General features: G+C 55.6%; 21 protein-coding genes. 14 read left to right on the top strand and 7 right to left on the bottom strand.

The window, feature by feature from the left end; translation table 11 throughout:
• The first annotated feature begins 53 nt into the window (after nt 1-53).
• Complete coding sequence (gene serC, locus VN12_RS14195; RefSeq protein ID WP_146677444.1) at nt 54-1,145, top strand: 3-phosphoserine/phosphohydroxythreonine transaminase; 1,092 nt, start codon at nt 54-56, stop codon at nt 1,143-1,145.
• A 90-nt stretch (nt 1,146-1,235) separates the two neighbouring features.
• Complete coding sequence (gene serA, locus VN12_RS14190; RefSeq protein WP_146677443.1) at nt 1,236-2,867, top strand: phosphoglycerate dehydrogenase; 1,632 nt, start codon at nt 1,236-1,238, stop codon at nt 2,865-2,867.
• Nucleotides 2,868-2,912: 45 nt separating this feature from the next.
• Here serA and VN12_RS14185 read toward each other — a convergent pair whose 3' ends face one another.
• Nucleotides 2,913-3,737: a sugar phosphate isomerase/epimerase family protein gene (locus VN12_RS14185; RefSeq protein ID WP_146677442.1), complete on the bottom strand. Its 825-nt coding sequence runs from the start codon at nt 3,735-3,737 to the stop codon at nt 2,913-2,915.
• Nucleotides 3,738-4,094: 357 nt separating this feature from the next.
• On the opposite strand from VN12_RS14185, the gene VN12_RS14180 reads away from it, so the two are divergent.
• Nucleotides 4,095-4,850, top strand: a complete 756-nt coding sequence (locus tag VN12_RS14180; RefSeq protein ID WP_146677441.1) for a cytidylyltransferase domain-containing protein — start codon at nt 4,095-4,097, stop codon at nt 4,848-4,850.
• Between the two features lie 150 nt (nt 4,851-5,000).
• A complete protein-coding gene (locus VN12_RS14175; RefSeq protein WP_146677440.1) occupies nt 5,001-6,020 on the top strand; it encodes an adenosine kinase in 1,020 nt (339 codons plus the stop codon).
• Between the two features lie 77 nt (nt 6,021-6,097).
• Here VN12_RS14175 and VN12_RS14170 read toward each other — a convergent pair whose 3' ends face one another.
• Nucleotides 6,098-7,903, bottom strand: a complete 1,806-nt coding sequence (locus VN12_RS14170) for an ABC transporter permease subunit (protein ID WP_146677439.1) — start codon at nt 7,901-7,903, stop codon at nt 6,098-6,100.
• On the opposite strand from VN12_RS14170, the gene VN12_RS14165 reads away from it, so the two are divergent.
• From VN12_RS14165 to cbiE, 5 genes are all read left to right on the top strand, one after another.
• Nucleotides 7,902-8,915 carry an AAA family ATPase gene (locus VN12_RS14165; protein ID WP_146677438.1) on the top strand — a complete coding sequence of 338 codons (1,014 nt, stop codon included), beginning with the start codon at nt 7,902-7,904 and terminating at the stop codon, nt 8,913-8,915. The two genes, VN12_RS14170 and VN12_RS14165, sit on opposite strands and share 2 nt — an antisense overlap.
• 217 nt (nt 8,916-9,132) lie before the next feature.
• The gene (locus tag VN12_RS14160; protein WP_146677437.1) at nt 9,133-9,549 is read left to right on the top strand and encodes a DUF2203 domain-containing protein; all 417 of its coding nucleotides are present in this window, start codon (nt 9,133-9,135) and stop codon (nt 9,547-9,549) included.
• 76 nt (nt 9,550-9,625) lie between these two features.
• Nucleotides 9,626-10,564, top strand: a complete 939-nt coding sequence (locus VN12_RS14155; RefSeq protein ID WP_146677436.1) for a dihydrodipicolinate synthase family protein — start codon at nt 9,626-9,628, stop codon at nt 10,562-10,564.
• A complete protein-coding gene (locus VN12_RS14150; protein WP_146677435.1) occupies nt 10,561-11,061 on the top strand; it encodes an RNA methyltransferase in 501 nt (166 codons plus the stop codon). Before VN12_RS14155 ends, VN12_RS14150 begins: the two co-directional genes overlap by 4 nt.
• A gap of 58 nt (nt 11,062-11,119) precedes the next feature.
• The gene (gene cbiE / locus VN12_RS14145; protein WP_146677434.1) at nt 11,120-12,358 is read left to right on the top strand and encodes a precorrin-6y C5,15-methyltransferase (decarboxylating) subunit CbiE; all 1,239 of its coding nucleotides are present in this window, start codon (nt 11,120-11,122) and stop codon (nt 12,356-12,358) included.
• Between the two features lie 7 nt (nt 12,359-12,365).
• Here the strand turns inward: cbiE and VN12_RS14140 are convergent, their stop codons facing one another.
• Both VN12_RS14140 and VN12_RS14135 read right to left on the bottom strand, forming a co-directional pair.
• Entirely contained in the window at nt 12,366-13,607 is a 1,242-nt protein-coding gene (locus tag VN12_RS14140) for a hypothetical protein (RefSeq protein WP_146677433.1), read from the bottom strand.
• On the bottom strand, nt 13,604-14,323 hold the full coding sequence (locus VN12_RS14135) for a copper homeostasis protein CutC (RefSeq protein ID WP_146677432.1): 720 nt from the start codon (nt 14,321-14,323) through the stop codon (nt 13,604-13,606). The genes VN12_RS14140 and VN12_RS14135 overlap by 4 nt, the downstream gene beginning before the upstream one ends.
• A gap of 56 nt (nt 14,324-14,379) precedes the next feature.
• Here VN12_RS14135 and VN12_RS14130 point away from each other — a divergent pair, with 56 nt between their 5' ends.
• Nucleotides 14,380-15,609, top strand: coding sequence for an aldose 1-epimerase family protein (locus VN12_RS14130; RefSeq protein ID WP_146677431.1), 1,230 nt, complete (start codon nt 14,380-14,382; stop codon nt 15,607-15,609).
• 62 nt (nt 15,610-15,671) lie between these two features.
• Here the strand turns inward: VN12_RS14130 and VN12_RS14125 are convergent, their stop codons facing one another.
• The gene (locus VN12_RS14125; protein ID WP_146677430.1) at nt 15,672-17,684 is read right to left on the bottom strand and encodes a hypothetical protein; all 2,013 of its coding nucleotides are present in this window, start codon (nt 17,682-17,684) and stop codon (nt 15,672-15,674) included.
• 297 nt (nt 17,685-17,981) lie between these two features.
• On the opposite strand from VN12_RS14125, the gene xerC reads away from it, so the two are divergent.
• The gene (xerC, locus tag VN12_RS14120) at nt 17,982-18,890 is read left to right on the top strand and encodes a tyrosine recombinase XerC (RefSeq protein WP_146677429.1); all 909 of its coding nucleotides are present in this window, start codon (nt 17,982-17,984) and stop codon (nt 18,888-18,890) included.
• On the opposite strand, the gene VN12_RS25840 is transcribed toward xerC, so the two are convergent.
• Together VN12_RS25840 and VN12_RS14110 are read right to left on the bottom strand one after the other, a co-directional pair.
• Nucleotides 18,884-21,967 (bottom strand): serine/threonine-protein kinase, encoded by a 3,084-nt coding sequence (locus tag VN12_RS25840; protein WP_168164406.1) that lies wholly within the window; start codon nt 21,965-21,967, stop codon nt 18,884-18,886. The genes xerC and VN12_RS25840 overlap by 7 nt on opposite strands.
• Complete coding sequence (locus VN12_RS14110; RefSeq protein ID WP_146677428.1) at nt 21,964-22,641, bottom strand: sigma-70 family RNA polymerase sigma factor; 678 nt, start codon at nt 22,639-22,641, stop codon at nt 21,964-21,966. Before VN12_RS14110 ends, VN12_RS25840 begins: the two co-directional genes overlap by 4 nt.
• 306 nt (nt 22,642-22,947) lie before the next feature.
• On the opposite strand from VN12_RS14110, the gene VN12_RS25835 reads away from it, so the two are divergent.
• The 3 genes from VN12_RS25835 to VN12_RS14095 are packed head-to-tail and all read left to right on the top strand — an operon-like array spanning nt 22,948 to nt 26,444.
• On the top strand, nt 22,948-23,274 hold the full coding sequence (locus VN12_RS25835; RefSeq protein WP_168164405.1) for a hypothetical protein: 327 nt from the start codon (nt 22,948-22,950) through the stop codon (nt 23,272-23,274).
• The gene (locus tag VN12_RS14100; protein WP_168164404.1) at nt 23,265-23,747 is read left to right on the top strand and encodes an EF-hand domain-containing protein; all 483 of its coding nucleotides are present in this window, start codon (nt 23,265-23,267) and stop codon (nt 23,745-23,747) included. Before VN12_RS25835 ends, VN12_RS14100 begins: the two co-directional genes overlap by 10 nt.
• Before the next feature lie 45 nt (nt 23,748-23,792).
• Complete coding sequence (locus VN12_RS14095; protein ID WP_240491150.1) at nt 23,793-26,444, top strand: PSD1 and planctomycete cytochrome C domain-containing protein; 2,652 nt, start codon at nt 23,793-23,795, stop codon at nt 26,442-26,444.
• Nucleotides 26,445-26,506: the final 62 nt, after the last annotated feature.

The raw sequence follows: 26,506 nt of genomic DNA, 5'->3' as shown, positions 1-26,506 counted from the left end.
ACCGAGAACTACTCCGAACATCCGACGCCGACGAACGCTCGATAACAGAAACCATGGAAAAACGACTTTATAACTTCTCTGCCGGCCCGGCTGTACTGCCAGTTCCTGTGTTGGAACGCATTCGGGACGAAATGCTCTGCCTCCCCGGTTGCGGCGCTTCGGTCATGGAGATTTCGCACCGGAGCAAGCAATTCATCGCCATCCAGGACGCGGCGAAAGAACGGTTGACCCGTTTGCTCAACATCCCCGCCGAGTACGACGTTCTGTTCCTGCAAGGGGGATCGCGACTCCAGTTCTCGATGATCCCCATGAACCTTCTGCGTGGACAAATAGGTCCCGCCCAGTACGTATTGACCGGGTCTTGGGGCAAGTACGCACTGGCCGAAGCGAAAAAGGAAGGCGCCACGGAAGTCCTCTACGACGCCGCCGCTACCAACTACGACCGGTTGCCGAACGACGGAGAACTGAAGATTTCGCCGGATGCAGCCTACGTCCACATCACCAGCAACGAGACTATCCAGGGAGTTCAATTCCCAAATGATCTCACCTCCCCTGCCCCCTTGGTCTGCGATTCCTCGTCCGATTTCTTGTACCGCCCGGTCGATATTCAAAAGTATGGTTTGATGTACGCCTGCGCTCAAAAGAACGCCGGCCCCGCGGGGGTCACCGTCGTCGTTATCCGCCGCGATTTACTCGCCCGTTCGTCGGACCAATTGCCCGGCTACCTCAACTACAACAACCACTCGAAGGAAGGCTCCATGTGGAATACGCCTCCTACCTTCGCGGTCTATGTCCTGGGATTGGTCGCAGAATGGGTGGAATCGACCATCGGTGGACTCGATGCCATGTACGCACATAACCAAAAGAAGGCCAAACTGGTCTACGATGCGCTCGATGCATCTCCCTCCATCTACTTGGGACACGCTCGCAAAGAGGATCGATCCCTGATGAACGTTACTTTCCGGTTCCCCACCGAAGAACTCGAAAAAGCGTTCCTCGATGGCGCCAAAGCCCATCGACTCGATTCGCTCAAAGGTCACCGCAGCGTGGGCGGCATCCGAGCCAGCATCTACAACGCGATGCCTATGGAGGGCGCTCAAACGCTCGCTGATTACATGCGAGACTTCGCATCGAAGCACGCGTAGAGACTGCAATCATCCAGAGCGACCAATCTCGCGGTCGCTCTTCTCCTTCACGACTTGAATTGAATCCGACTGCTAACCAGAAAACCTCCCATGACCTATCGCATTCTTGTTCTCGATCCGATTGCACAAGAAGGATTTGATTTGCTCAATGCCGAACCTGGTTTTGAGTACGAAGTCCGAACCGGGCTCAAGGGTGAGGAACTGCGAAAGTCTCTCAACGAGTTCGATGGGGCCATCGTTCGGTCCGGTGTGAAAATCACCGCAGAATCGCTCGAGGGAAACAAGCGTCTGCGCGCGATCGTCCGAGCGGGAGTTGGTACCGATAACATCGACAAGAATGCCGCAACGCGTCTCGGTATCGTCGTGATGAACACCCCCGCAGGCAATACACTCAGTACCGCCGAACACACCTTTGCACTGATGTTGGCGCTTTCACGCTCGGTGGCTCCTGCCTACCAAAGCCTCATCGAAGGTCGCTGGGATCGCAAGTCCTTCATGGGAACCCAGCTTGCCGACAAGTCGCTGGGAGTGATCGGGATGGGACGCATCGGTCGCGAAGTCGCATTGCGAGCCCTGGCATTCGGTATGCGAGTCATCGCATTCGACCCGTTCCTCTCCGATGAACAGGCCGTCAAACTGGGTATCGAAAAGGTAAATACCGTCCAAGACATTTTGCCCAAAGTGGATTACTTGACAGTCCACACTCCCCTCACCGACGAAACCAAGTACATCGTCAATCGAAAGCAGCTGCACCTTCTCAAAAAAGGAATTCGGTTGGTGAACTGCGCTCGCGGAGGAATCTACGAGGAGGCAGCCCTCGTCGAAGGACTTCAACAAGGGATCATCGCTGGGGTAGCGCTCGACGTATTCGAAGAAGAACCTTGCTCGAAGAGCCCGCTATTCGGTATGCCCGGGGTCGTTTGCACCCCGCACTTGGGAGCAAGCACGGAAGAAGCACAGACCCAAGTCGCGATCGAGGGGATTCAACTCTTGATCAACTTCTTTAAAACCGGGGAGATTCGACACGCAGTCAATGTCGCCGCGCTCGACCCCAAAACGTTGGAATCCCTCCGTGGAAATCTAGACGCCGCCTATCGATTGGGACTTCTCATGGCGCAGTGGCACGAAGGAAGCATCAGTTCGTGCCAGCTCAATTATCGCGGCGAAGTTGCGGACAAAGACACCAAACTCCTCACCGCCGCCTTCTGTGCCGGACTCCTCGAGCGAGCTATGTCCGAGGACGTCAATATCATCAATGCGGAAATGCTCCTTCGCGAACGAGGAATCGAGCTCACCGAGAACCGCAATCGCGACCTCGGAGCCTTTACCTCGTCGATTTCCGCAGAAGTCTATGGCAGTGGCCAGCGACTCAAAGCAGGAGTTACCGTCTTCGGAAACAATATGCCCCGATTGATATCGGTCGATGACTATCGACTCGAAGCGTATCTCGATGGGCATATGCTCTTCTTCACCCACACCGATGTTCCCGGAATCATCGGCCGGGTCGGTACCGTGTTTGGCCAACATCAAGTCAACATCGGGCAGATGTCGGTCGGACGGGCGAGCCACCAGCCGGGCGGGCACGCGATCGGCGTACTCAACCTCGATGGTGTACCACCTAAGATTGCACTGGAACAGCTTCTCGCGATTCAATCCATCGAGAAGGTGCAACTGATCGAACTACCGGGACTCGGCGCCCTTCCTGCTTGGCTCCAAAACTAACCGCTCTGGCGTTAGCCGCACCTTCCGATGGTTCTCGGATAGTCCCTAAATAGCTCGGGTCAACTGCTCGAGCCGATGGCGAGAATCGGTGAGGAGTTTGTCGTAGCCGTAATGCTCGACATCTTCACCGACGAGTTCGACTTCGTAGTAGCCTTTGTAGCCGCACGATTCCAGCGAATGGATCATCGAACCGATGGGCAGCCGACCATCGCCGAGCATGCAACGGTTTTGTTCACCCATCGGTGCACTTCGAGCATCACCCAATTGCACCAATCGAACCAGAGGCACGATGGCGGGGAGCCAATCGATGACGTTTTCGTCTTGACCGAGATGATAACTATCAAAGACGATCCCCAAGTTCGGAGCCGCGATCTTGGCAATCACATCGAGCGTATCTGGAATGGACGTGAGGAAAGTAAAGTCCTGCGCGCAGCCGATGTGCATCGGTTCCACAGCCAGCTGAATACAGACCGCTGATGCTGCCTCGGACAACTCCTTCAATGCCTGGGTGAGCAACCTCTTGGCATGATTGCGAGTGTGACCCGATCGACTCCCAGCAAGGATCACCAGCGAGTCCGCTTTGAGCAAGGCAGCCGTCTCGATCGCATCGAGCGCATCGTGCATGGAGTCACGGAACGAACGGCCATCATGCCCTGTAAAGCCACCTGCCCAGTTCAACGACGAGACACGCATGTTTTGCTCTGCGAGAAACTCGGCCCCCTTGGATTCCCCATAGTCCGCCAGCTTCATTCGCCAGACACCCATCGCCTGGTAACCGTGGTCGCGATAGCGAAGAACATCTTCCTCGAAACTCCAGCGGAAGGTGGAGACCTCCGCAACAGAGAGGCGAGTTGTCCAGTCGTGTGCCATGCGGTCGTGAATCGAAAAGGGAAGAAGAGTACCGAACCTTTCGAAGGAGGGGGAGCAAGTATGCACAGCTTTGAGCGAAAGTAAAGCAGGGACAACGAAGTTCCGGAGTTCTCGCGACAGGGGGTTCCCACATGGTCGATTATCAATCAGCAATAGCTAGCATCGACCACTGCCATTGTGTCAATTTTCGTTTCGCATAGTTGCGTGGGGTGTCGGTGAGGGATACATTGCAGAAAGCTTGCACGCTTTGGCTAGCGAGCCAGATTGCTTGACTAGGATGAGCAGTTACACCGTGACACTTGCATCTTGATTTAGAGCGATTCCTCTCCGCCATTTCCAATTGCATGGAGCTTATGTATGGCTGCGAACACAACGGACTCCTACACGTCCCGCGCCCCTTATGGACGTCAGACGATCGCATTGATCGACTTGGCGATCTGTGATGACACGAACACACCCGATGTCACGCGCATCGATGGTGCATTGCGGCGATTGGATGGGCTGACTCTGCTGGAATGGTGCGTGCGGCGATTGGCCGAATCGACTCTTATCGACACCATCGCTGTCACCGGTCCGATTCAATATCGCAATCGTATTTCCCAAGCAGGCCTTTGCCATGCTCGCTGGATCCCTAGCGTCCATGCCAGCCCCACCGAAAGGGCGTTAGAGGTCGCCGAACGTTTCACCGCCGAGTGGATCGTTTTTGCGAGCCCCTTGTGCCCCTTCACCGACCCGACACTGCTGGATCGATTGGTGTCCCGAGGCTGGGCAAATCCTGAAGCGGACTTCGTCGGTTTCATGACTCCTTCTCAGCCGAGCTTCTCCCTCCAAACACTAGGGCTCGTCGGCGAAATGTGCGCTGCACGGGCCTTGAGCAAACTGCGAGACGCCAATTTGCATCGCGAACCATGCGATGTCCCTGCGGTCATTCGACGCAACCCGGAATTGTTCCAATCGAAGTGGATCCCCCTCCCAGAAGCCTTGTCCAAAGGCGGGCTTCGATTCCGACTCGATTCGGCCGCAGATCGCGACCGCGCGGCCTTCTTCCTCGAAGCCGCCGGCGAAGATCTCTGCTGGCAACGGCTCGCGCAGGTAGCCGAACGAATCTCTTAGCTCGAGCCTTGCTCGATGCAAAAAGCCGCAGTGAATTCCAACGAAAACGGTGAGAGCGGGGTGCCGCTCCATCGACATCCGCGGGCCAAGTTGTAAAACTGACGCCTTCGTTACATTTCGTTATTGCGGTTGCTAGATAGGTCTGAGTGCATGCGTCCTTATCATGTCTGCGGTTTGGGAAACGCGATTGTCGATATTTTTATTGAAGTCACCGATGCAGAGTTCGCGTCTCTCCAGTTCGAGCGAGGTACCATGCGGCTCGTCGAAGCGGACGAGCAAAAGCAATTGCTCGACAAACTTTCCACCAAGGAACATGAGCTTCGATTGGTCAGCGGAGGCTCGGTAGCCAATTCGATCATCGGACTATCGCAATTGGGAGGACGAGGCGCCTTCATCGGCTGCGTCGGCGATGATCGATACGGTCTTCACTACGCCGAAGAGTTTAACGATCTAAAAATCAATATTGGCAACCCGATCGTCGTCGGCGAACCAACCGGCACCTGCCTTGCCCTCATCACCCCTGATGCCGAACGGACCATGCGTACGTGCTTGGCCGTCTCTAGCCACTTGGCCGCAAAACATGTCGACGCTGGACGTATCGCCGATTCAGAATGGCTCTTCATCGAAGGCTACGTGTTTGCCAACCCAGCAACCGGCCAACATGCCATCCGCGAAGCTATCCAATGCGCCAAAGCATCGGGAACCAAGATCGCGATCACTTGCTCGGATGCCTTCGTTCCACAAGTCTTCGGCGAGGCGTTGCATGAAGCTCTGAAGAGCTGCGACTTGTTCTTCTGCAATGCCCCCGAAGCGATGGCAGTCACGCAATCCACCAGCAGCGCGGCCGCGTTCGAACGGCTGAAACAATTGGTCCCCCACTGCGTGGTAACCGATGGCCCACACGGAGCCTTCGTCCACTACGAAGGAGAGGAAACGCACGTCCCCGCCTTCGCTTGCCAACCCAAAGATCTAACAGGAGCAGGGGACATGTTCGCCGGTGCGTTTTTGTATGGCGTAACCCACGGTTACTCCCCAGCCATCGCCGCTCGTGGAGCCAACTACATGTGCATGAACGTCATCGGCCAAGTCGGTGCGCGACTCGCAACCGATGCACCCACCCTTTGGCAAGAAGCCCTAGAAGACTATCGAGCTGACGACGTAGGGGGCTAAGGACTGATTCGCACACGCGACGGCAGCGGCCCGCTCAAAATCCTTCTACCCTCGGAGCTAGCGTACCGGGGTTCCCGCTATTCTTCATCCAACGTCCTAGCACGTCCCAACGCAAAATCAAACTCACTCAGCGCCGGGACCATCATGGCTGCGGTGGCGAACGCATAAGAAATCGCGACGGTTAAAAACACCGTCATCTCCTGATCGCGCAGCAAGAAACTAGTGATGGCGAAGAACGTCAAAAACGGCAACAGGAACGAACTGAGCGTGATCGCTGGTGATGGATTCCGCGATCCCAAAGCCAGATACAGACCTGTCCCCCCTCCGAGAATAATGAACAAGAACGGCGCCAGCTGACGCCCGAACGACCCGCGAAACATCAGCATGATCAGCATGCAAACCGCGATACCGAGAAAAAGGAAAAAGACGGTCCCCAAGCTCGTGCCAATGGCGACGCGGCTCTGCGAATAAATCATCCCGCAATGAATCCCTAACATTGCGACAAATATATTCATGACCAGCAAGGTCACGACTGTGAACAACAAATTCTCCGTCGTGAGCCCCCCCTGCGACCAAAGGAACAGGCAGAGAGCCAGCGGCGCGAGCACCATCTCGCGCGTCACGTACAACACCCCCACCATCTTCCCCAAAAGAAAGTTGGCAGGTGTGATCTCGGTGACGAGGAGCAAGTCTAGCGCTCCCCCGTCCCGCTCGTTCGTAATCGAGTTGACTGCCAATGCGTTGACCAGGATGAGCGACAATACAAAGAAGGGAGCCAGTAGCGAAACCGACGCGGGAACCAATTCTTCTTGGTAGGTCGTGGATACCAACGCGGCACCGCTATCGACCATGCGATACAGGCCCATTCCGATCACCACGGCAAACAGCAAGTACGCCGCTTTGACAAAAACGATCTTGCGGCCATACGCCCAAGTCTTCATTTCGCGCCACAAGATCGGATTGTTCCAGACCGTTCGAGGGGCTCGACTCTTCCAAGCCTTCACGACACGCTCCGTCGTTGCACCTTGCAAAAACTCTGGCGCAACATCTGGTTCCGAAAATTCAGACGCATGACTGACAGGGCGTCGTTCACGCGATGGGTTCCAAACGCGAAGCATGACGATGGAGATAAAGAGCCAGAGAACTCCTAGCCCGAGAATCACCCCACCGGACCACCAAGCATTGTTCCAATTCGCCCCTTCCAGAATGGCTTGCGTGGCAACCGGCTGGCATATATCGAGCACCGCGCGGAGCGGGCTGAAGAGCATGGCAAACCGGGCGGGAAGGACTGAAATCCAGCCTGATGCCACAAGCTCCCCGAGGCCGAGCCAAAATGCGAGGAGAAGCGCGGTCACTGCAAGGGCTTGGAATGTCTTCTCGCGCCAAAAAGCGATCGTAGCTCCAAGCGTCGCACTGGCGAACAAGGCTGCAGCGGTTACCCAACTGCACGCGACGACTTGCTCGACCGAAACACCCCCGAGAAGCAGCACCATAAACAGTACTGGGAGAGAAGCGAAGAATGCGTTGAAGGACGCCAAGAGTCCCGCGCCGACTTTCCCCAGCACCACCTCCGCATTCGTGAGAGACGTCATCAACAACAAGATGATCGTCTGTTTGTCCTTTTCGTGACTGACCGCCGTCGTCCCAGCCAGCGCCGCCGTGAACATAAGCACTAGGAGCTGGAAGGGTGCGATGAGCTGAAAGATGAGGACGCCAAAGCGCGCGAGATCGCCCGGGTTTTGAACCGGCTGAATCCCAGCCAGCAGCAACCAAGTCGTGCAAATGATGCCGAAGGTCATCAGCGCGAAGACCACTCGGCTGACATAGTGACGGCTCCGCCTAGGAAGCGTCGCTGTTTCTCTTTGAAATATGGGACCGATCATGCTTACCGAGTGTAATGCGAAGGGGTGCGGCAGGCCATCGGTCGAAGAAATCTTCAAAGAAAATACAGATCTTCCCGCGAAAACTTCCCAGTTGTCAGATTTCCGTCATGCACTGCAAGCGTTCGTGCCGAACTTTACCAAAAAATACGTTCAAACCGCAGAGGCGTTCATGAGTTATCTCCGCTACTGGAAACTGAAGACGAATCCCTTCGGCGCTCCACAGTCCTTCCGCGATATTTTCTTGGCTGGTTCCGTCGAGGAAGCATTGGCCCGAGGAGACTTTTTAGTCGCTCAACGGAAAAAGCTGGGCCTAGTCGTGGGCCCGAGCGGTGTGGGTAAAAGCACACTGCTTCAGCATTTGGTGCACTCTCGTGTGTTTCAAACGACCAACGAGCACCCATGCCTGCTCCGATTGCTCGGGCAAACTCCCTTCGATCTCACCTGCCAAGCCCTTGAGCAACTTGACCCGGATAGCCCAATCGGTGTCGGTTCCATCGAGCAAAACGTGTTGCGCATTAGCGACATGGTGATGAGCTTGAGAACCGTTGGTCATCACACCATCCTCGTTTTCGACGAAACAAGCGCCATCACCGAGGCCCAACTCGAACTCTTTGCGAGGCTTTCCCGTATTCCTGGTGTGACCAGCCTTTTGAGCTTGGACGAAGAATCCCTGGTCGATCTGCCTCGATGGGTAATCGAGCAAAGCGATCTCCGGATGGACTTGCCCCCGTGGGATCTGGGACTGGTCGCTGAGTACTTTGAGTTAACCATCTCCGCTGTGGGAGGGGATCCCGAGATTTTCGATGCACAGTCGATCACTCGAATCCAAGAATTAGCAGAAGGAATACCACGTCGGATCGCTCAAATCGCCGACCTAGCGCTCGTTTCGGGGGCTGTAAGGCGAAAAAAGCAGGTCAACGTTGAAATTGTCGAGGATGTTTGTAACGAATTCACCCTAACGATCGGTTCGAATTTTCCGGTTTTCTGGGACGGTCAGCAATTGAATGCTTGAATTCTCAAGCAAGAATTGAAGTAGGAAACGAGTCGAAGTCTCCCGGAGGCGGATTTGCAATGCAAAACCATTCCACCTTAAAGGCTTCCGTACGGTGCGATTCACGTCCGCATGAAAGCTCGCTGTGAGAGCAGCCTGTCCAAGTGAACTTTTCCTTTTCCTAAGATGTCGGTATCGTCTGTACATCAGGAAACCATCCGCGAGGGGGGCGAGAGCCATGGGCACCAACGACAAAAAAGTCTTCTCGATCGAACAAGCCAGAGCGATGCTTCCTCTGCTGCGGCTGATCGTCACGGATATCGCTCTGTCGCACCGAGAATTGACGGAGAGGAAATCCAATCTCCGCCGAATGCTCCGCCGGCACGACGGCAAAGCACGCTTCCAGATATACGACGCTGAAATCACCGAGATCCAAGAGGACTTGAAAAATGAGTCGTCGCACCTTGATGACTATGTCAGCGAACTGGAAGGTCTGGGAGTGATTCTCCGCTCCGCACACGACGGAATCGTCGACTTCCCCGCCGTCATCGACGATACGCCTGCTTTCTACACATGGCAGATGGATCAACCAGACGTCGTCGATTTCCATTGGGCCGCCGAATCGACGGCCGATCGCAAACCGATTTACGGTTGATCTGCCGGCCTTTGTTTCTCATTGAGTTCCTGCATAATGGGGCTTTCGTTTGAAGCCTTCAGTGCCGGAACTTCTCATGGCCACCATCCCCAGCGTCATCCCGCAACGCCCCATCACTGGCATCTCCGCCGTGCTGCTGCCGTTTAAACCGACCGGTGAAATCGACTTCGACTCCTACGCAAACGGCCTGGAACGAACTTGGCGATCGGGACTTACACCCGCCGTCAACATGGACACCGGCTTTGCCAATCTCCTGTCCCGCTCCTCGCGCCACGAGGTCTTGGCATTTGTTCAGCAGCATGCCACAGGTAGATCTTTTGTGGCGGGAACATTCGTTCAAGATCTCGAGGGCGATCTTCTCTCGAACTATCTCAACGAAAGCGATCGCATCGAGACCGCCGGAGGCATCCCGATTTTGTTCCAATCCACGGGGCTTGCACAACTCGATGCACCGAAGCGCATGGCCCTTTACGAAAAAGTCTGCGCGGAGCGAAAGGAAGTCATCGGATTCGAGCTAGGGAAAATGTTTGTCCCGTTTGGCGAAATCTATGACCTCGGTTTCTTCACCGAATGGATTCAGTTGCCGACCTTGACCGGCATAAAGCACTCGTCTCTATCTCGCGATCTGGAATGGCAACGCCTGGAGATACGCAATCGCGTCCGACCCGACTTCAAAATCTATACCGGCAATGATCTAGCCATCGATATGGTGCAGTGGGGCAGCGATTATTTGCTCGGGCTTTCCGCGTTCTACCCCGAGGCCTTCGCCAAACGGGATCGCTATTGGCTCGAAGGGGACCGGCGTTTTTATGAAATCAATGACTGGTTGCAGTACTTAGGATTCCTCGCATTTCGAAATCCCGTCCCAGCCTACAAACACAACTGCGCGATGTTTTTGCAAATGCGAGGAGTCATCGCCAGCGACACGCAACCCAAAGGTGCCTCGCTCCGACCCGAATCGGACCGCGAACTCTTGCGAGGGATTCTTCAACGATTGGATGAATGGGTGTCATGAGGCGATTTGAGCATGTGCGCCACAAGCCACCGACAGAACTTGCGCAGCCGCGCGAGTTAGTTCTCGTCCTAGCCCCGATGCGGAGCAATGTGAACTTGAGCCGCATCGTACGTCTCGCGGGCTGCGCTGGAATCACAAAAATCATTCAATGTGGCCCCGGACGCGTGGATCGAGAAATTGCGCGCGATGCCGTCGAAGTGGTCGAGATTGTGCAACGCCGCTCGCTCGCACCGACCCTAGAGCATCTTGCCACAGAAGGCTATCAACGGGTTGGATTGGAGCAGACGACCCACTCGGAGTGTCTCTATACATTCCCCTTTGTTCCCAAAACCGCGCTGGTCATTGGCAGCGAACGGGAAGGACTCTCCCAAGAAGAACTGGATCGTCTCGACCGAGTCGTGGAGATCCCCGTTTATGGCCGTCCCTATTCCTACAATGTTGCGACCGCTACCACGATGGCGGTCTATGAATTTTGTCGACAGTACCCCGGATCGTGAATTCACTCCGGATCATCCCACTATCCATCGCCAACCCCTACATAATCGCGAGCTCTCAATGAATAGCAAAATTTGGATCATCGGTATTGGCGACGATGGCGCTGCAGGGTTAACCAAACAAGCCTCCGACCTCATTCACTCCGCTTCGCTCCTCATCGGCTCGGCACTTCTTCTCGAGAAGTTTCCCGAATACCAAGGATCCCGTGAAACCGTAGGCGGTGATTTGGACCGCCTAGCAAACATCGTGGATCGCGCGTCCGGCCTTACGGTAGTGCTTGCCAGCGGTGACCCTTTGTTTTACGGCACCGCAAGATTCCTTTGCGATCGCCTAGGAAAAGATCGCTTTGAAGTCCTTCCGCACGTGAGCAGCATGCAGTTGGCGTTCGCGCGAGTCAAAGAAAGCTGGGACGAAGCTTACTTGACCAACGTTGCATCCCAACCGATCGAACGAGTCGTCGAACGAATCCGTTCCGCAGAGAAAGTCGGAGTCTTCACCTCCGAAGAAATTCCACCAGCTCGGCTGGCCGAAATTCTGATGGCCAAAGGTATCGGTTACTTCACCGCCTACGTTTGCGAAAACTTGGGTTCACCCGACGAACGGGTCACCCGCTGCAAACTGTCGGATATCGTGAACCAAAAGTTCTCTCCTCTCAATGTGATGGTTCTGGTTCGCCAAAAAGGTGTACCAGACCAACCAGCCGAATCCTCACGCATTCGGTTGTTCGGCAATCCCGATGAAGTCTTTCGACAGGCGAAACCAAAACGGGAATTGGTCACTCCATGCGAAGTCCGATCCATCGCGCTAAGCGAAATGAAACTGCGCGAGACTTCGATCATCTGGGACATCGGTGCAGGGAGTGGTTCAGTCTCGATCGAGGCTGCCCAAATTGCTCGGCATGGCAAAGCGTACGCGATCGAGATGGACCCCGAAGACTACGAACTGATCTTGGAGAACGCAGCCCGGTTCGGCGTGGAAAACGTCGTCCCTGTCCTCGGTGAAGCACCGACAGCTTGGCAAAATCTGCCTGACCCAGAAGCCATTTTCGTAGGCGGCACGGGTCGGGCCGTAACCGATTTGGTCGAGCAGGCTTGGCCGCGATTGCAATCAGGAGGCTGCCTCGTTGCGAACATGATGAGCTTGGACAACGTGGTGGCGCTCCAACAGTTGCTCACACACAAATTGGCGGTCGAACCCCAGCTTTGGATGATCCAAATCTCGCGAGGCAATTGCCAAATGGAACGCCTGCGATTGGAAGCCGCCAATCCGACATTCCTGGTCAAAGCGACAAAAGGGTAAGGGCGGCTCACACATCGAGGGCGGGCCATGTCGTCGAACTCGGTTCGACCTTCCCAGCATGCAGAGCCTCCGCGAACAGATTTTCTGATATTGCCATCTCGCCTAGTTCTAAGGTGTTGGCAATTCGAACCACCTTCGCTGTGCGAACGTCCTCGATGGGAAGGGATGCGAGCATGGCCTCGATCGCTTCCCGATCGGTGTCCATCGCAATAGGAATCTTGGCGCTTTGGGGAGTGAGGGCAGTCAATGCGTTCCGTACCGTCTTCTCTCGGTCGAGCTTGCTGAGCAACCGGCTGTTGACGACGTCGGCCATTCCGATTCCGATCGCATTTCCGTGCGTCGCATCGGTTAGATCTCGGACGTAGATCCTCTTTACAAACGGTCTCCGCTCATCCGGTGGAAGGGGGAGGCTACTATACCCGTGGATACTTCGCTGGGTGACGTTCGGATCAAGGCCCGCTCCGCTGATGTCCTTGCCAATGCGATCAATGATCAGCAAATCGATTGTGTCGAAGGGCAACGTGGGCATCATGACCTTGGCTTTTGCCAACAGTTCCCGTTCACGATCTACCATCTCGTCCGCTTGGACGGAATGGATCTCCACCGTTTGATGCCACTCCCCTTCAAGCAAACCAATCCCACCCAGAAGCCGAGTATGACGACGCATATGGTCTGCAATGCTTAGCAGAGCTGGTTCGTATCCGAGACGCATCGCGGCCAAGTGAAAGCGAGTGGCACCCACCTGCTTCCCCAATCCCACCACACTCATCTTCACCAATCCACTTCCTAGACTACCGAAGAAGTCCGTATGCGGTTTGATACGATTCACGAGCAAGATGCCATCGGCTCGCAGGGCTTCCGAGGAGCAAACCACCGCGATGCCTTGCGAAGTGCCTCCGATTTCTTCGACCTCCATGGAGCACCGGATCTCGCACCCCATCGTCTCTTCGGTGATGCCATAGCTGGCCAACACTTCGCGCTGTCCTGCATCGGTCCCCCCACCATGGCTCCCCATTGCCGGAAAGAGAAACGGCTCAGCCCGCCAAGATCGAAGTGTCTTGATCACTGTCCAGATGTGTTCCCGATATCCAGTGATCCCTCGACTTCCGACACCGATGGCAATGCGGCTGCCTTCCTGAATCTGCGATCGAAACGACGCGAGCGACGCGGGGATGATCGAGACAAAGTCTGCGTCGGGCCGTTTTGGAAACGTTTGCTGAACCGGAATCAAGTCGGGTAGTTGCATCATATTCGATGGAGGCATTGGAGTACGTTGGCAATTTCACTTGGATCCGGTGGAGAGATAGGATTGGATAGGCTGCTGGGACTTCGAAAGGAACCGTGGAGTTGGGTGCAACCCGTTGCTTTTAAAATCATCTCCGCATTGTGCGATCCAATCCCTCCCGCAGGTAGAATCTCGATCAAGCAGAGCGATTGCAATGCGTGGAGAGTTGCAAGTCCTTCCGAGGCTTTGTCGGGCCCACCGCTGGTAAGAATTCGAGTGTAACCGGTCGAGCTCAGTCTTATCGCCGCCGCGATCGGGTCTGTGACGACGTCGAACGCGCGATGTACCACCAACTCTCGTCCCGAAAACCGACCTGCAATCGATTCTAAAAAATCCCAATCGAGATCTTCCCATGCGTCGCTTGAACGCGGCCCGATGGCTCCCACGGCGATTCCATGAACGCCCCGTTCCAAAAAGGCTTCGCATTGACGAAGCATCTCTTTCCGCTCCGCCATTGTGTAAACAAAATGACCAGGCCGACAGCGTATCAACGCAATCACAGGCACCTCAGCCATGTTCAAAATATCGGACAACCTCTCGAGCGACGGAGTGATCCCTCCCACGCCAAGCTGCTCGCTGAGTTCGATGCGGGTTGCACCGGCCTTCATAGCAATTTCCGCCCCTTGCGCATCCTCGACGCAGACTTCTAATTGAATCCTTGCTTCGTTTTCTTCCTGCATCCAAGTGTTCCGATACCGATCGATGGCAACAAGCACTACAATACAGCATTCATCGCATGGACGAGATTCGCGCGGTGATGCAAACGTCTGCTTCCGCTCCCTTTCCAACAACCATGAACACGAGCAACCCTGCAACGCATTGGATTCTACGCGAACCGTTTTTGGACCAAGCCGAAGATGTCGGGTTTGTTCCAGAAAAGATCACAGCTGGAACGGGTCGGTTTGCAGTGCAATTCAGCTCGATCGGTGGCGGAAAATCGATGGGGATGGAACTGTTATCGGTCGATACCGGTGCATTGCGGGTCATTTTCCTGCCCGATCGTGGGATGGGGATTTGGAAATGCGAAGCCTCCAATACCGACTTCGGTTGGAACAGCCCTATTGATGGCCCTGTCCACCCTAGCCTCGTCCCTGTCCTCGACCCATCTGGTATCGGCTGGCTCGAAGGGTTTGATGAGTTGTTGGTCCGATGCGGATTGCACAGTAATGGGGCACCCGATTTCGATCCCCAAGGGAATTTGAAATATCCCCTGCATGGTCGAATCGCGAATGTGCCGGCGAAGAAGATCGAAGTCGCTGTCGATGTGGAAAATGGAACTATGGATATTGTCGCGACGGTGCGCGAAGCGAGATTCCTCATCTACTCCCTTGAATTGCAGTGCCGATATCGTCTCCGGGTTAATAGTCCGGTAATCGAAGTTACGGATACCGTCACCAATCTCCGAAGCACTCCGACAACAATGCAAATGCTCTACCACATCAATCTGGGGCAGCCAGTTGTTCAAGCCGGGACGACCATCGATGCGGCCTACAAAACACTCTGCCCACGCGACGCGAGAGCTGCCGAAGGACTAGAAACCTGGGCCCGTTGCGAAGGCCCGACCGAAGGCTTTGCGGAACAAGTGTATTTCTTGAACGCAGCTTGCGATTCGGCTAGTTGGTCCGAAGCCCTCTTGGCTACGGAAGATCGCCGTCGCGGCTTTGCTGTCCACTTCGACACTCGCGCGCTGCCTTACCTCAACGTCTGGAAAAACACGGCAGCAGTCGAAGATGGATACGTCGTCGGACTGGAGCCCGCCACGGGATTCCCGAACCCACGAACCTTTGAAGAGCAACAAAACAGACTCGTTACTCTCTCCGGAGGGGAATCGAAAACGTTTCGACTCAAGCTTCAACCATTGCTCAACGAAGCGGATGTCCAGCAATCGATTCATCGCATTCAGTCGTTGCAACCCGACAACGCTACGATCCACGCGACTCCACTAAAGGATTGGTGTCGCGAGTAACACACAGCCAGATTCGATACGGCCAGATTCGATACGGCCACCCGGAGGATATGGGCACTGCCCTATCTTCGGCTTGCCGGTGACCTGGGCTTGCTAGCCATCGCCCCCTTCGACTTGAGCAACTCAGGCGTCGACTGGAGGATCTCTTGGTAGCGTGCTTGGTACAGCCCGATCGCCCTCGTTGCGTGCCCACGCGGGCCGATCGGCCATTTATGCTCCTTCTTGTCGTAAATATGCGATAGAAGGAAATCGATGCTCTTCTGCACACGTGGCTGATTGATCTCGCTATCAGGCAACGTGTACATCAGCCATTCCAACATGTGACCTGTCGTTTGCACTTTGCGTTCATCGTTGGGTTCATTCCCACGACCTTCGTACCAAGAAGTGCTAAAGCTTCCATCCGGATTTTGAAGCGTCCACGTATAGTCGACGTAGTTGCGGACGAACTGATCAGCGCGGGCAAATTGACCATTGATGGGCTGCCCCTGCATGCTTCGCTGCCGGACCGAAAAAGAGAATCCCATAAGCCGGTGCGTTCCCCCGCACGCCGCGCCGACGACCGGTTGAGCCAACTCCTCTTGTATCAATTTCGAAATACTCCAAATTCGGCCATCGTTTGCTCGCCACTGCTTATTGGAATCCAAGTAATACGAAAACCCGATGAGCTTGAACGTTAGCTCCGATCGCTCCTTGCAAGTTGCCATTTCGTAACGAACGAGATCCTCCACCTTGAACTTATTCGCACCGATCTGAATGGGGTAGTCGAGTGGGACATTCGATTGCGCTAAGATCGCGAGAAACTGTCCTTCATGTCCCTGAACCCCGGCGCCGACGTTTGGAACAAACCCCCGTCCGCGCGGTGTGAACATCCTCTGCGTTCGACAAGTTCCATTGTGACACATCCACCCGATCGCGTTGACTCGATTGTTACCATGTAGCAATTCGTAGTCCGGTCCGAATGCCAGCAGGGCATGCATGACCGCCCAAGGTGAACGGACCGACGTCGATTCCGGATGGCTCAAATAAAAGCTCAAGCATTCGTTGCACTTGGAAAGTCGAGCCGCTTCGGTGGCATCCAGAACCGGAGCCGCAACGACAGGAGGAACTTCCTTCCCCAGCCGATTCGGATCATCGATCACGATTTCCCGTTGATGCTTGCCCGGCTTCGACGCGAGAAGCGCATCGACGCCTTGATCCTCTTTGCCGTTTTGAGCAGCGGGAACATCGATAGCAGGTTCTTCCTGTCGGCGCTCTTCATCGAGCTCCGTGATCGACCTCTTCCCCGTCGCTATCGGGGCAGGGGCTGTCGACTCCTCCGTTCCCTGGATTGGACCTTCGGCGCCGTCCGCTGCCCCGGCACCTGCGTCGATCTCAGAGAGCGCGAGCGGAATCCGGACTGGCCGGGGACGCTTCGGAACCTCTTCGTTGGCCGGTGGTTCGATTCCAGATGGTACGCTCGCCAACTCGCGAACATCTTCCACCCTTTGAAGATCAACCGGTGGCAATCCCGGATCGACTTCCAAATCCATTGGCTCCTCGACCGCGACCGTTTCTGCGGCGAGGGATTTCTCCCCCAGCACGGCCATCGTAGGGCTATCGATCGCCGAATCCACTGCTCCCGTCGCCACCGACTTGGACGGCACAGTTTGGACCGGATCGACCGTCTGCGGTGCGAGCCAAACCAAGAACGGAGACGCGTGGATATGGGCAACATTTGCTAGCTGCCAGATGAGCGGAACTTGCTCAGCGGAAGGCTGGATCGGTGCAACGTTTTGCTTTTTATTTGCCATCTCCGGAGCGGACGGAGCTGGCGCATTCGAGGGCCGTCCAATCAATAGCGGAGTGCGATCCCCCTTCGATTCAGCCGGCATGGCAACGGGTACATCGTCACTACCATCCTCGCCGAATAGCAGGATTGGCTTTGGTTCATCGGATGGAATGGACGGTGTTCGCAATCGTGGCCTGTCGGAACTCCCCCCACCTCCGGTCTGTCCCTGGAGATGGTTCGATCCTGCAACGAGAGTTCCCAGGACAAAGCCACCCACAGTGGCTGATCGAATGCGCCGTCGCAGCATATTTTTGCCATCGTTACGAGTACCAGAATCCGATGCCTTCACAGAGAGTATCGGCGCCGAGCGACGAAACTATCCAAACATAAAAATGGAAATAATGGCTACAGTTTGCCAAACCATCCCGTACTCAATCACTTTGATAGCAAAAGGTCGAACACCGCTAGGGAATCGCCAAGCCTGGTTTAGCATGTCCTCCTGAATGTGCTACAGTTACGAGGTAGATGGAAGAACTCGGCAACCGGTCGCTCGCGCGACTACGGCTGATCAATCAGTCGATAGCACCCGAAAGAGAAATCGTCGATGCACGTAGAGATCGCACAATTCCTTCGCTTCCTCGACGTGGAACGCAACGCCTCCGATCTGACCATCAAATCGTACCGCGAAGATTTGATCGACATGGCCGACTTTCTCTCCGACGACGGCTCCAAAAAGCTCAAGCCCTCGGATGTAACACCGGTGGATCTCCGAGGCTATGTATCCGCCTTGCACGATGCAGGTTACGCCAAAACGAGCATCGCTCGAAAGCTAGCATCGCTGCGCAGCTTTTACAAATTTGCGATGCGGCAGGGCTTTGCGGAGAGCAATCCCGCCCAACCCCTCCGCAATCCAAGGGGACAAAGGAAACTGCCTCATTTCCTCACCGGCGAAGAGATCGAGCAACTTCTGAACGCCCCCAGCGCCACCGATGCGATGGGGAGACGGGACCGAGCTATTCTCGAAGTCATGTACAGCGCCGGTCTCCGGGTCAGCGAAGTGGTCGGGATGAACGATCGCGATATCGATTTCGAAGAGGGAGTTGTCCGTGTGCGTGGAAAAGGTCGGAAAGAACGCTTTGGAGCCATCGGTAAATTCGCGGCCAGAGCATTGAAAGAGTATTTTTCCGTCCGCCAGCGATCCAAAACGGAGGAAGAGGGAAAAGAGAAAGCGACCTTCGTCAACAAATTCGGGAATCGTCTCACCACCCGCAGCGTTGCGAGAATGCTTGAAAAGTACATCACGGAATGCGGGCTCGATACTCGCACCACCCCTCACACCCTTCGCCACAGTTTCGCCACCCATTTGCTCGATCGAGGGGCCGATATTCGCAGCGTTCAGGAAATGCTTGGCCACAAGAGCTTAGGCACCACTCAAATCTACACGCACGTCAGCACCTCGAGCATCCGGCAAGCCTACTTGAAGGCTCACCCACGCGCCAAGAAAGCTCAATAGCGAGGCGGAGGGGGCTCCGGTCCAGGCCCCAGTTCAGGCCCCAGTTCAGGCCCCAGTTCAGGCACCAGTTCAGGCACCAGTTCAGGCACCAGTTCAGGCACCAGTTCAGGCACCGGTTCAGTCCCAGCCAAAGGCCTAGGTCCCGACCCAGGTCCGGGGCCCGGTCCCGACCCAGGTCTCGGGCGCATCTCCATGTTCTGACGGCGCTCGCGCGTTCGATCGACCCATTGCTGGATTTCGCGAGGTCCCATTCTTGGATCTCGCGTGCGAACCAAATCGACGGCTCGATCGCGATATTCTTTGGATTTCTCAGCGCTCGCTTCCAAGTCGGACAATCGAATGAGAATATCGACCAAATTGCCGACATAGATCGGTACATCGCTGTAACGATCGACCAAGCTCTGTTGGATGGCGAGAGCCTGCTCCAACAACTCTTGCCCCCGCTTATTGCGTCCCATTCCAAGCGGAGGAGGACGAACCGCGTCGCTCAGACGAACCAGCGTCATGGCCTTCAAAGACAAATAGGCGGGGTTGGCTGGATTCTCGCTGATCAACTTCTCACTGATTTCCAGCGCGCGAGGCAAGGGCGAGGATTCCATAGAACGGAATGGCCCGACGAGCACCAGCGTCTCCGCCAACTCATAAAGATACTTGTTGGAGTTGGGATAATCCTTGACCAGGGTTTCTAAAAGAGCGATCGATTGCTCGAGCGCACTTTCCGCTGCCGCGCGATCCCCGCGTTGGCGTTCGATTCGGACTTCGTCTCGCAACGCATGCGCGAGCGCCAATCGGTAGGAGGTGTTCCCAGCATCCTCCTGAACCAGCCCTTCCAGAAGTCGCAGGGCTTCGCGATTCAATTCACTTTCTTTGCGCTGACGCAATTCCCCCATAGGACCGGGTGGAGGTCCTTCACCATTGGGTGGACGAAAACCGGGAGGTCCTCCTCCCAGCGGCCCAAACATGCGCCCCCTCCCCTGCATCGGTGCTCGCGACGCGAGCGTTCCCACACTATTTAGGAGCCTAGCCAAATCGAATCGTCCGGCCGGCGATGCTGCGTACTCGGCGTTGGACTCTAGCATCGTTCTCGCTTGGTCAAAATACTGCAATGCGGGAACCATTCTGCGTTGCATCGCGGTGGTGAGCATCAAAGAGTGAAACACTTCCGCTTGGGAATGAATCGCCTCAAACAATGGCAGTTCGGGGCCGTCATTCGGTGCATCGGCTTGCTTCATCAATGCCTGAAATTCGGTCAGTGCCTGTTGATAGGACTGCTCTGCCTCCGGGAGTTTTCCCAGTCGGAATTGTAGATCCCCCACTCGCTTGCGAGCTGAAGCTGTTTCCAAGCGAAGATCTTTGGCGTTCTGCTGACTCAGCTTCTCAAAGTAACCAAGAAGCGACTCCAGTAGCATCACATCGGCTTGGCTTAGGGCAGCCTCGCTCACCTCAAAGGAATCATCGTTTTCCGATTCGATATCCGATGCAATCGTGCTTCCACGAGCCGAAATGTTGGCGATGATCTGATCGAACGCTTGCATGGCGAGCTGCAAATTGCCTTCGGCCCGAGCTTTTTCTCGCTGCTCATTCTCGAGGGCTTGCGTTTTTTCCCGCAGCGTGTCGCCTGCCTCCTCGTACAGTTCACGGATTTGTTCCAACGACTGTTGCTGGACGTGGTTGGTATAAGCCAGAATTCCCGCGATCGCCAGCAACATACTGGCAGACAGTGCGAGCAACGAGGCGATTGCCGGATTGCGCCGGCTCCACCGAACCAAACTTTCCCATCGCGTCGCTTTGCGGGCCAGAATAGGACGATCCTCCAGGAACCGTCTCAAGTCGACTTCCAACGCGCTGGCGGAAGCATAGCGATCCTTCGGTTCCAACGCGCACGCTTTCAATGCGATCGTCTCCAGGTCTCGAGGGATGCTCGGGTTGATGGCTCTTAGGCTGGGAAGCGTCGAATAGACCTTCGGATCTAACAATCGCTGCTTGGGAGATTCGAAAGCGGGGCGAAGAGCGAGCAACTCAAAGAGACAGAGCCCAAGACTGTAGATGTCGATTCGATGATCCCCCTTCCCTGCGATTTGTTCTGGGGCCATGTATCGAAGCGTCCCAAGCAATTCCCCCGTTCGCGTCGCGATGTCGGTATCCACCCTCCGTGCCAACCCAAAATCGGTGATCCAAACAATACCATCGCGATCGAGAATCAAATTGGCGGGCTTGATATCCCGATGCAACACTTTTTGACGGTGTGCGTAGTCCAAGGCGTTGGCAACGTCACCGACCAAGCGTGCAACATTGCGAAAATATTCTCGAGAGAGAGTAGAGTCCATTTCCTTGGGAGATGCCGTGCTCTCGGGTGCACGAATCGGTTCGGTAGCCTCTACGCCGATTGGTAGCGTACCATCGGTACCTAACGTCGGATCTTTCGGTTCCGCACTGCTCGAGATCGGGTGCGACCCGCGATGGCGAGAGGAGGAGAGCAGCATCCTAACCGCGTGTGCCGTTGTGAATCGATGCGAATCGAGGTAGCCCGAATTGGGAGAGCGATGAACGAGACAATCGATCAATTGGTCGAGCGGAACACCGTCGATCAGTTGCATTGCATAGTAGTGGACACCTTGGTCCTGCCCGCTCCCATAAACTTGAACAATATTCGTATGGTGCAAACCCGCGACCGACTCCGCTTCGCGTTGAAACCGGTTACGATTCTGCTCGGTGTCGGAGATCATCGCGTTGATCACCTTCAATGCGACTCGTCGATTGAGCGAACGCTGCACAGCCTCGTAGACAATCCCCATCCCCCCTCGACCCAGCTCCCGAACAATTCGAAAGTCCCCCAATTGCTTGGGCGGTCTCATCGACTGCATCGCTTGCTGAGCTGCGTGCAGGGATGAAACCCTTTCGACGGCTTCGATCGGCTCCAGCACACTGCGCAAGACCTCTGCATATTGCGGGAATCGCGTCACATACTCATCGATCGAGGGGTGCTCCCCATTGCGAAGTCGGTCTGCGAATTCCTCCGCTAAAACGTCGACGGGGTGGCGGGTGGTATCGCTATCGAACGCAGATGGATCGTTCATGGTGACTGCTTCGATATAGATTTCATGATCTCACCCAGCTTCACCATCGCACGGACATAGCGATTGCTCGCGGCGGTCGAGGAAAGCCCCAACATCTCGGCGACCTCCTGATTGTTGAGTTGTTCAAAGTGCCGCATCGCCAGCACCTCTCGGTCGGTTTCGTTCATGGAATCGAGCGCTCGACGCAGCTGTTCGAACTCCTCATGACGTGACGCCGCAACACTGGGGGATGTGCAATCGTCCATCAAAACGCGAGCGATCGATAAACTGCTGGTCTGCCCGTGGGGCTGAGATGGCCGCATCACCTCCCGATGTACATCCCGCTTGTCACTGAAATGCGCTCGCTGCATATCGATCATCGTTTGCAAAGTCTTCTGCCTCAGCCAAACAAACCACGAAACAGGAACTCCCTCGATGTATTCGTCGATTCGCTTCGAAACTTGCAAGAACGCTTCCTGTAAAACGTCTGCGGGATCGATCCTAGCTCGTACGTTGGGATCCATTCGAAACTGGACAATCCGTTCCAGCTTCGAAACTTGCTCCCCCCACAATTGCACCAACGCCTCACCCCCCCCTTTGCGAAGGCGAACGCGTTCCACATCGCATGGCGATGTATCTTGGGAATTCCCGTCGCATTGGGAGCTCGGGATCGGTTCGGGAGGGAAAGCATCCATAGGTTCTGTCGATTGATCACTGATTTGCGGTTCGGTTGTTCAACCCGAAACTAAGATCCATGCACCGCTTGAATCCAAAATTACGGCTGATTCCCCTATCGTACCACTTTCCACCAAAAATCTTTCTCGAGCATGTGGATAGCCCAGCCGCCAATTCGGTATTCCAACCCATCACCCCCCGAATCAAAACTCTCCTCCTAAGGAATCGGAACATGAACCGCAAACTCTGGGCCCTGGCGCTGTCAGCATTGGCGCTCCCACAACCCCTCCTCGCTCAAGAAAACGACGACCGCCCCAACCGCCGAGGTGAAAACCGCGATCGACCGGAAGGCCGCCCCGGAGACGAAGGTCCTCGCGAAGAAGGCCGACGCCGCGGTCCCCCACCAGGCGAAGCAGAACGAGGGCGCGGCGAACGCGGACCTGAAGGTCGTGGCCCCGGTGAAGGTCGCGGACGCGGGCCAGAAGGACGCGGGCCAGAAGGACGCGGGCCAGAAGGACGCGGGCCAGAAGGACGTGGGCCAGAAGGTCGTGGGCCTGGACGCCCACCCGAGGGTCGACCCGGTCCAGGCGGGCCAGGGTTCCCTGGCGGACCCGGACCTGGAGGAATGGGAGCAGGCGCGTTCATGCGAATGATGCCCGTCCTCGCCGCCTTGGACGCAGACTCCGATGGAGAACTCTCCGCATCCGAAATCGAAAATGCTTCGAAAGCTCTCCACCGACTCGATAAAAACGGCGACGGCAAACTAACCCTCGATGAAATGCGTCCAGATCCCAGGGCGATGGCGAATGCGATGGGACGTCAGGGTGACGGCGAAGGTCCTATGGGCCCGCAAGGTGGCCCCGCTCTCATGCTCCGCATGTTCAAATCACGCGATGCAAACGATGACGGCAAACTGAGCGGCGATGAGATTCCCGAACCCATGCGTGACCGAATGGAACGGATCGATCAAAACGGAGATGGCGCCATTTCACGCGATGAAGTCGAACGTGCCACGGAAATGTTTCGCGATCGGATAGGTGGCCCCGGTGCGGGTCGCGGTCCTGATCGCGGAGGGAGCGAAGGTCCTGTTCGCCCGCGACGCCCTAGCGACGACGACCGATCATAGCGTCCCAAGCGTTTGAACGACCCATTGCACCGGAGAATGCTTTCGATGATACAGCCCTTCTCTTTCCCACGAGCGACGGTTACTTTTGCCAGACCGTCGCTCGCCACTCTATCGATTGCCTTTCTTGCGTCGATTGGATCGGTATCGCTGAGCGATACGACTTGGGGCCAAAACACGGAGGCACCTCCCGAAACTTCGATGGAATCGCTTTCCCCAGAAGCGATTTCATTCTTCGAATCCAAGATTCGACCAGTATTGATCGAACACTGCTACCGATGCCATTCGAGCGATGGTCAAGCGATTCGCGGAGGGCTCTCGTTGGATCACCGAGACGCGATCCTAGCCGGTGGGGAATCCGGCCCCGCCATCGTTCCACATCATCTCGACGAAAGCGTCCTCTGGGATGCAATCAACCACCGCGGTATGCGCATGCCCCCCAATGCGAAACTCTCCGCAAACATTATCGAAGACTTCAAGACTTGGATCGAAATGGGAGCCCCCGACCCTCGCATTCAAACCGGGGTGAAGATTCAGTCGCAAGTCACGGCGGAGGACATCGAAAAGGGAAGATCGTTCTGGTCGTTCCAAAAACCAACCAAACCGCCGGTACCTACTCCCAACCTTCAAGAATGGCCGAAAAGCGACGTCGATCGATTCATTGCTGCAACTTGGGACAAACACGATCTCAAACCGGCCATGGACACTTCGGCGAACACCCTCGTTCGCCGCCTCTACGTCGACTTGATTGGATTCCTTCCCGACGCATCGGCTGTTCAAGCTTTCGAAATGGCGTATGAAAAGTCTCCCGATGATGCCGTTTCGAAGACCGTGGATGCACTTCTCGCGAAACCCGAGTTCGGCGAACGATGGGGACGCCATTGGCTCGATGTGGCTCGCTATGCCGAGTCAACCGGAAAAGAGGTCGATGCGACCTTTCCATACGCATGGAGATATCGAGATTTTGTTATCGATTCGTTCCAGCAAGACAAACCGTATGACCACTTCGTTCGCCAACAAGTGGCAGGGGATCTCCTCCCCGCACCGACCGACGAAGTCTGGGCGGAAAATCTCATCGCAACCGGCTTCTTGGCTATCGGTCCGAAGTCCCTGTCGGAACAAAACCCACGCCAATTCAAAGCGGATCTAGTCGACGAGCAAATCGATGCGACGACGCGTGTCATCCTCGGTGTCTCTGTCGCATGCGCGCGATGCCATGATCACAAATTCGATCCGATCACACAGGAAGACTATTACGCCCTCGCCGGACTCTTTCAAAGCACGGAGACATGCTTTGGAGGTTCCCGAAGTCTTCGGAATCGCCAACCTAGCCGTCTCATCGAGCTGCCGATCGACGATCTGGGACCCGATGCCAAACCAATCGCCTCCAGCGAACTGGCCAAGATGAAGGAGCAGCTATCGCAACTCGAAATAGACCTTGTCGAGGCTCGAAGAGCACAACGACAACCTAATGCACCGACTAATCCTCGCAATCGATTCCTCAACGCCGCGATCCTGGACCAAGCCGTCTCGCAACTCAACCAACAAATCCTTTCGTACGACTCCAACGGCAAACCCCTGACGCTCGCCATGGGAGTCCAAGACTCCGAACGCATCAGCAATGCCAGACTGTTAGCCCGAGGAGAAATCGACAAACCCGCTCAGGAGGTACCTCGAGGATTCGTCTCGGTTCTCTCCCCACAGCCAGCGTCCCTCTCCCACAAAACGTCGGGGCGACTGGAATTCGCGCAGTGGCTCACCTCCCGCGAAAATCCGCTGACTGCCCGCGTCATGGTCAATCGCATTTGGCAGCATCTGATCGGAAAAGCCTTGGTGCGAGAAACCGATAATTTTGGATTGTCAGGCCCTCCTCCGAGCCATCCCGAGTTACTCGATTACTTGGCCGTTGAATTCATGGATCACAATTGGTCGATCCAACATGTGATTCGCACCATTGCCAATTCGCGAGTCTATCGTCTGTCATCGCAATACGACCCTACGCATCTGGAAGCCGATCCTAACAACCTTTATGTTGCCAGAGCCAATCCACGTAGACTCGATGCGGAAGCCCTTCGAGACTCCATTCTTGCAATTAGCCGACAGTTGGATCCGCGCCGGCCGCGAGGATCGATCATCGCAACATGGGGGCAAACCATACTCGGACCCAACGGCCCCGCCATGATTCCACCGGAGGCACTTCGCGCAATCCTGTCGGACTCCCCCGAGGCGATCGGAAGTCTGCTCCGCCCCCTCTTTGGCATTCGTAATAATTCGCAACCATTTGATGCACCGACGTATTACCGCAGCATTTACTTACCGATCGCACGAAACAGCCTCCCTCGTGCATTGGATCTATTCGATTTCGCTGAACCGAGCTTGATCGTGGGAGAGCGAGAATCATCCAATACGCCCGAACAAGCTCTCTATTTGATGAACAGTCCCTTCATACTCGAACAAAGCGATGCACTCGCTCGCGTTTTGATGCAGTCCCAAAGCAATCCGATTACTCGGATCGAGCAAGCCTTCCTGGAAGTATACGGTCGAAAAGCAAATGAAGGAGAAAGGAACGCGGCATTGGCGTTCTATCGTAGTGCTGTGCAAGGCGAAGGGGACCAACCGTCCGACGTTCGATCCTTTCAGGCACTAAGCCAACTTTGCCAAGCCCTCTTTGGCTCTGCGGAGTTCCGTTACATCCCTTGATGTATCCTTCGATTTTTTTGTGAGACATCCCCGGCGTAAACACGAATCCACGCAGCCCGTTC

The sequence above is a fragment of the Pirellula sp. SH-Sr6A genome (genome assembly GCF_001610875.1).
Taxonomy (GTDB): Bacteria; Planctomycetota; Planctomycetia; order Pirellulales; family Pirellulaceae; genus JBKCUI01.
The sequence above is the reverse complement of the archived record's forward strand: the minus strand, read 5'-3'. Positions and strand labels throughout refer to the sequence as shown.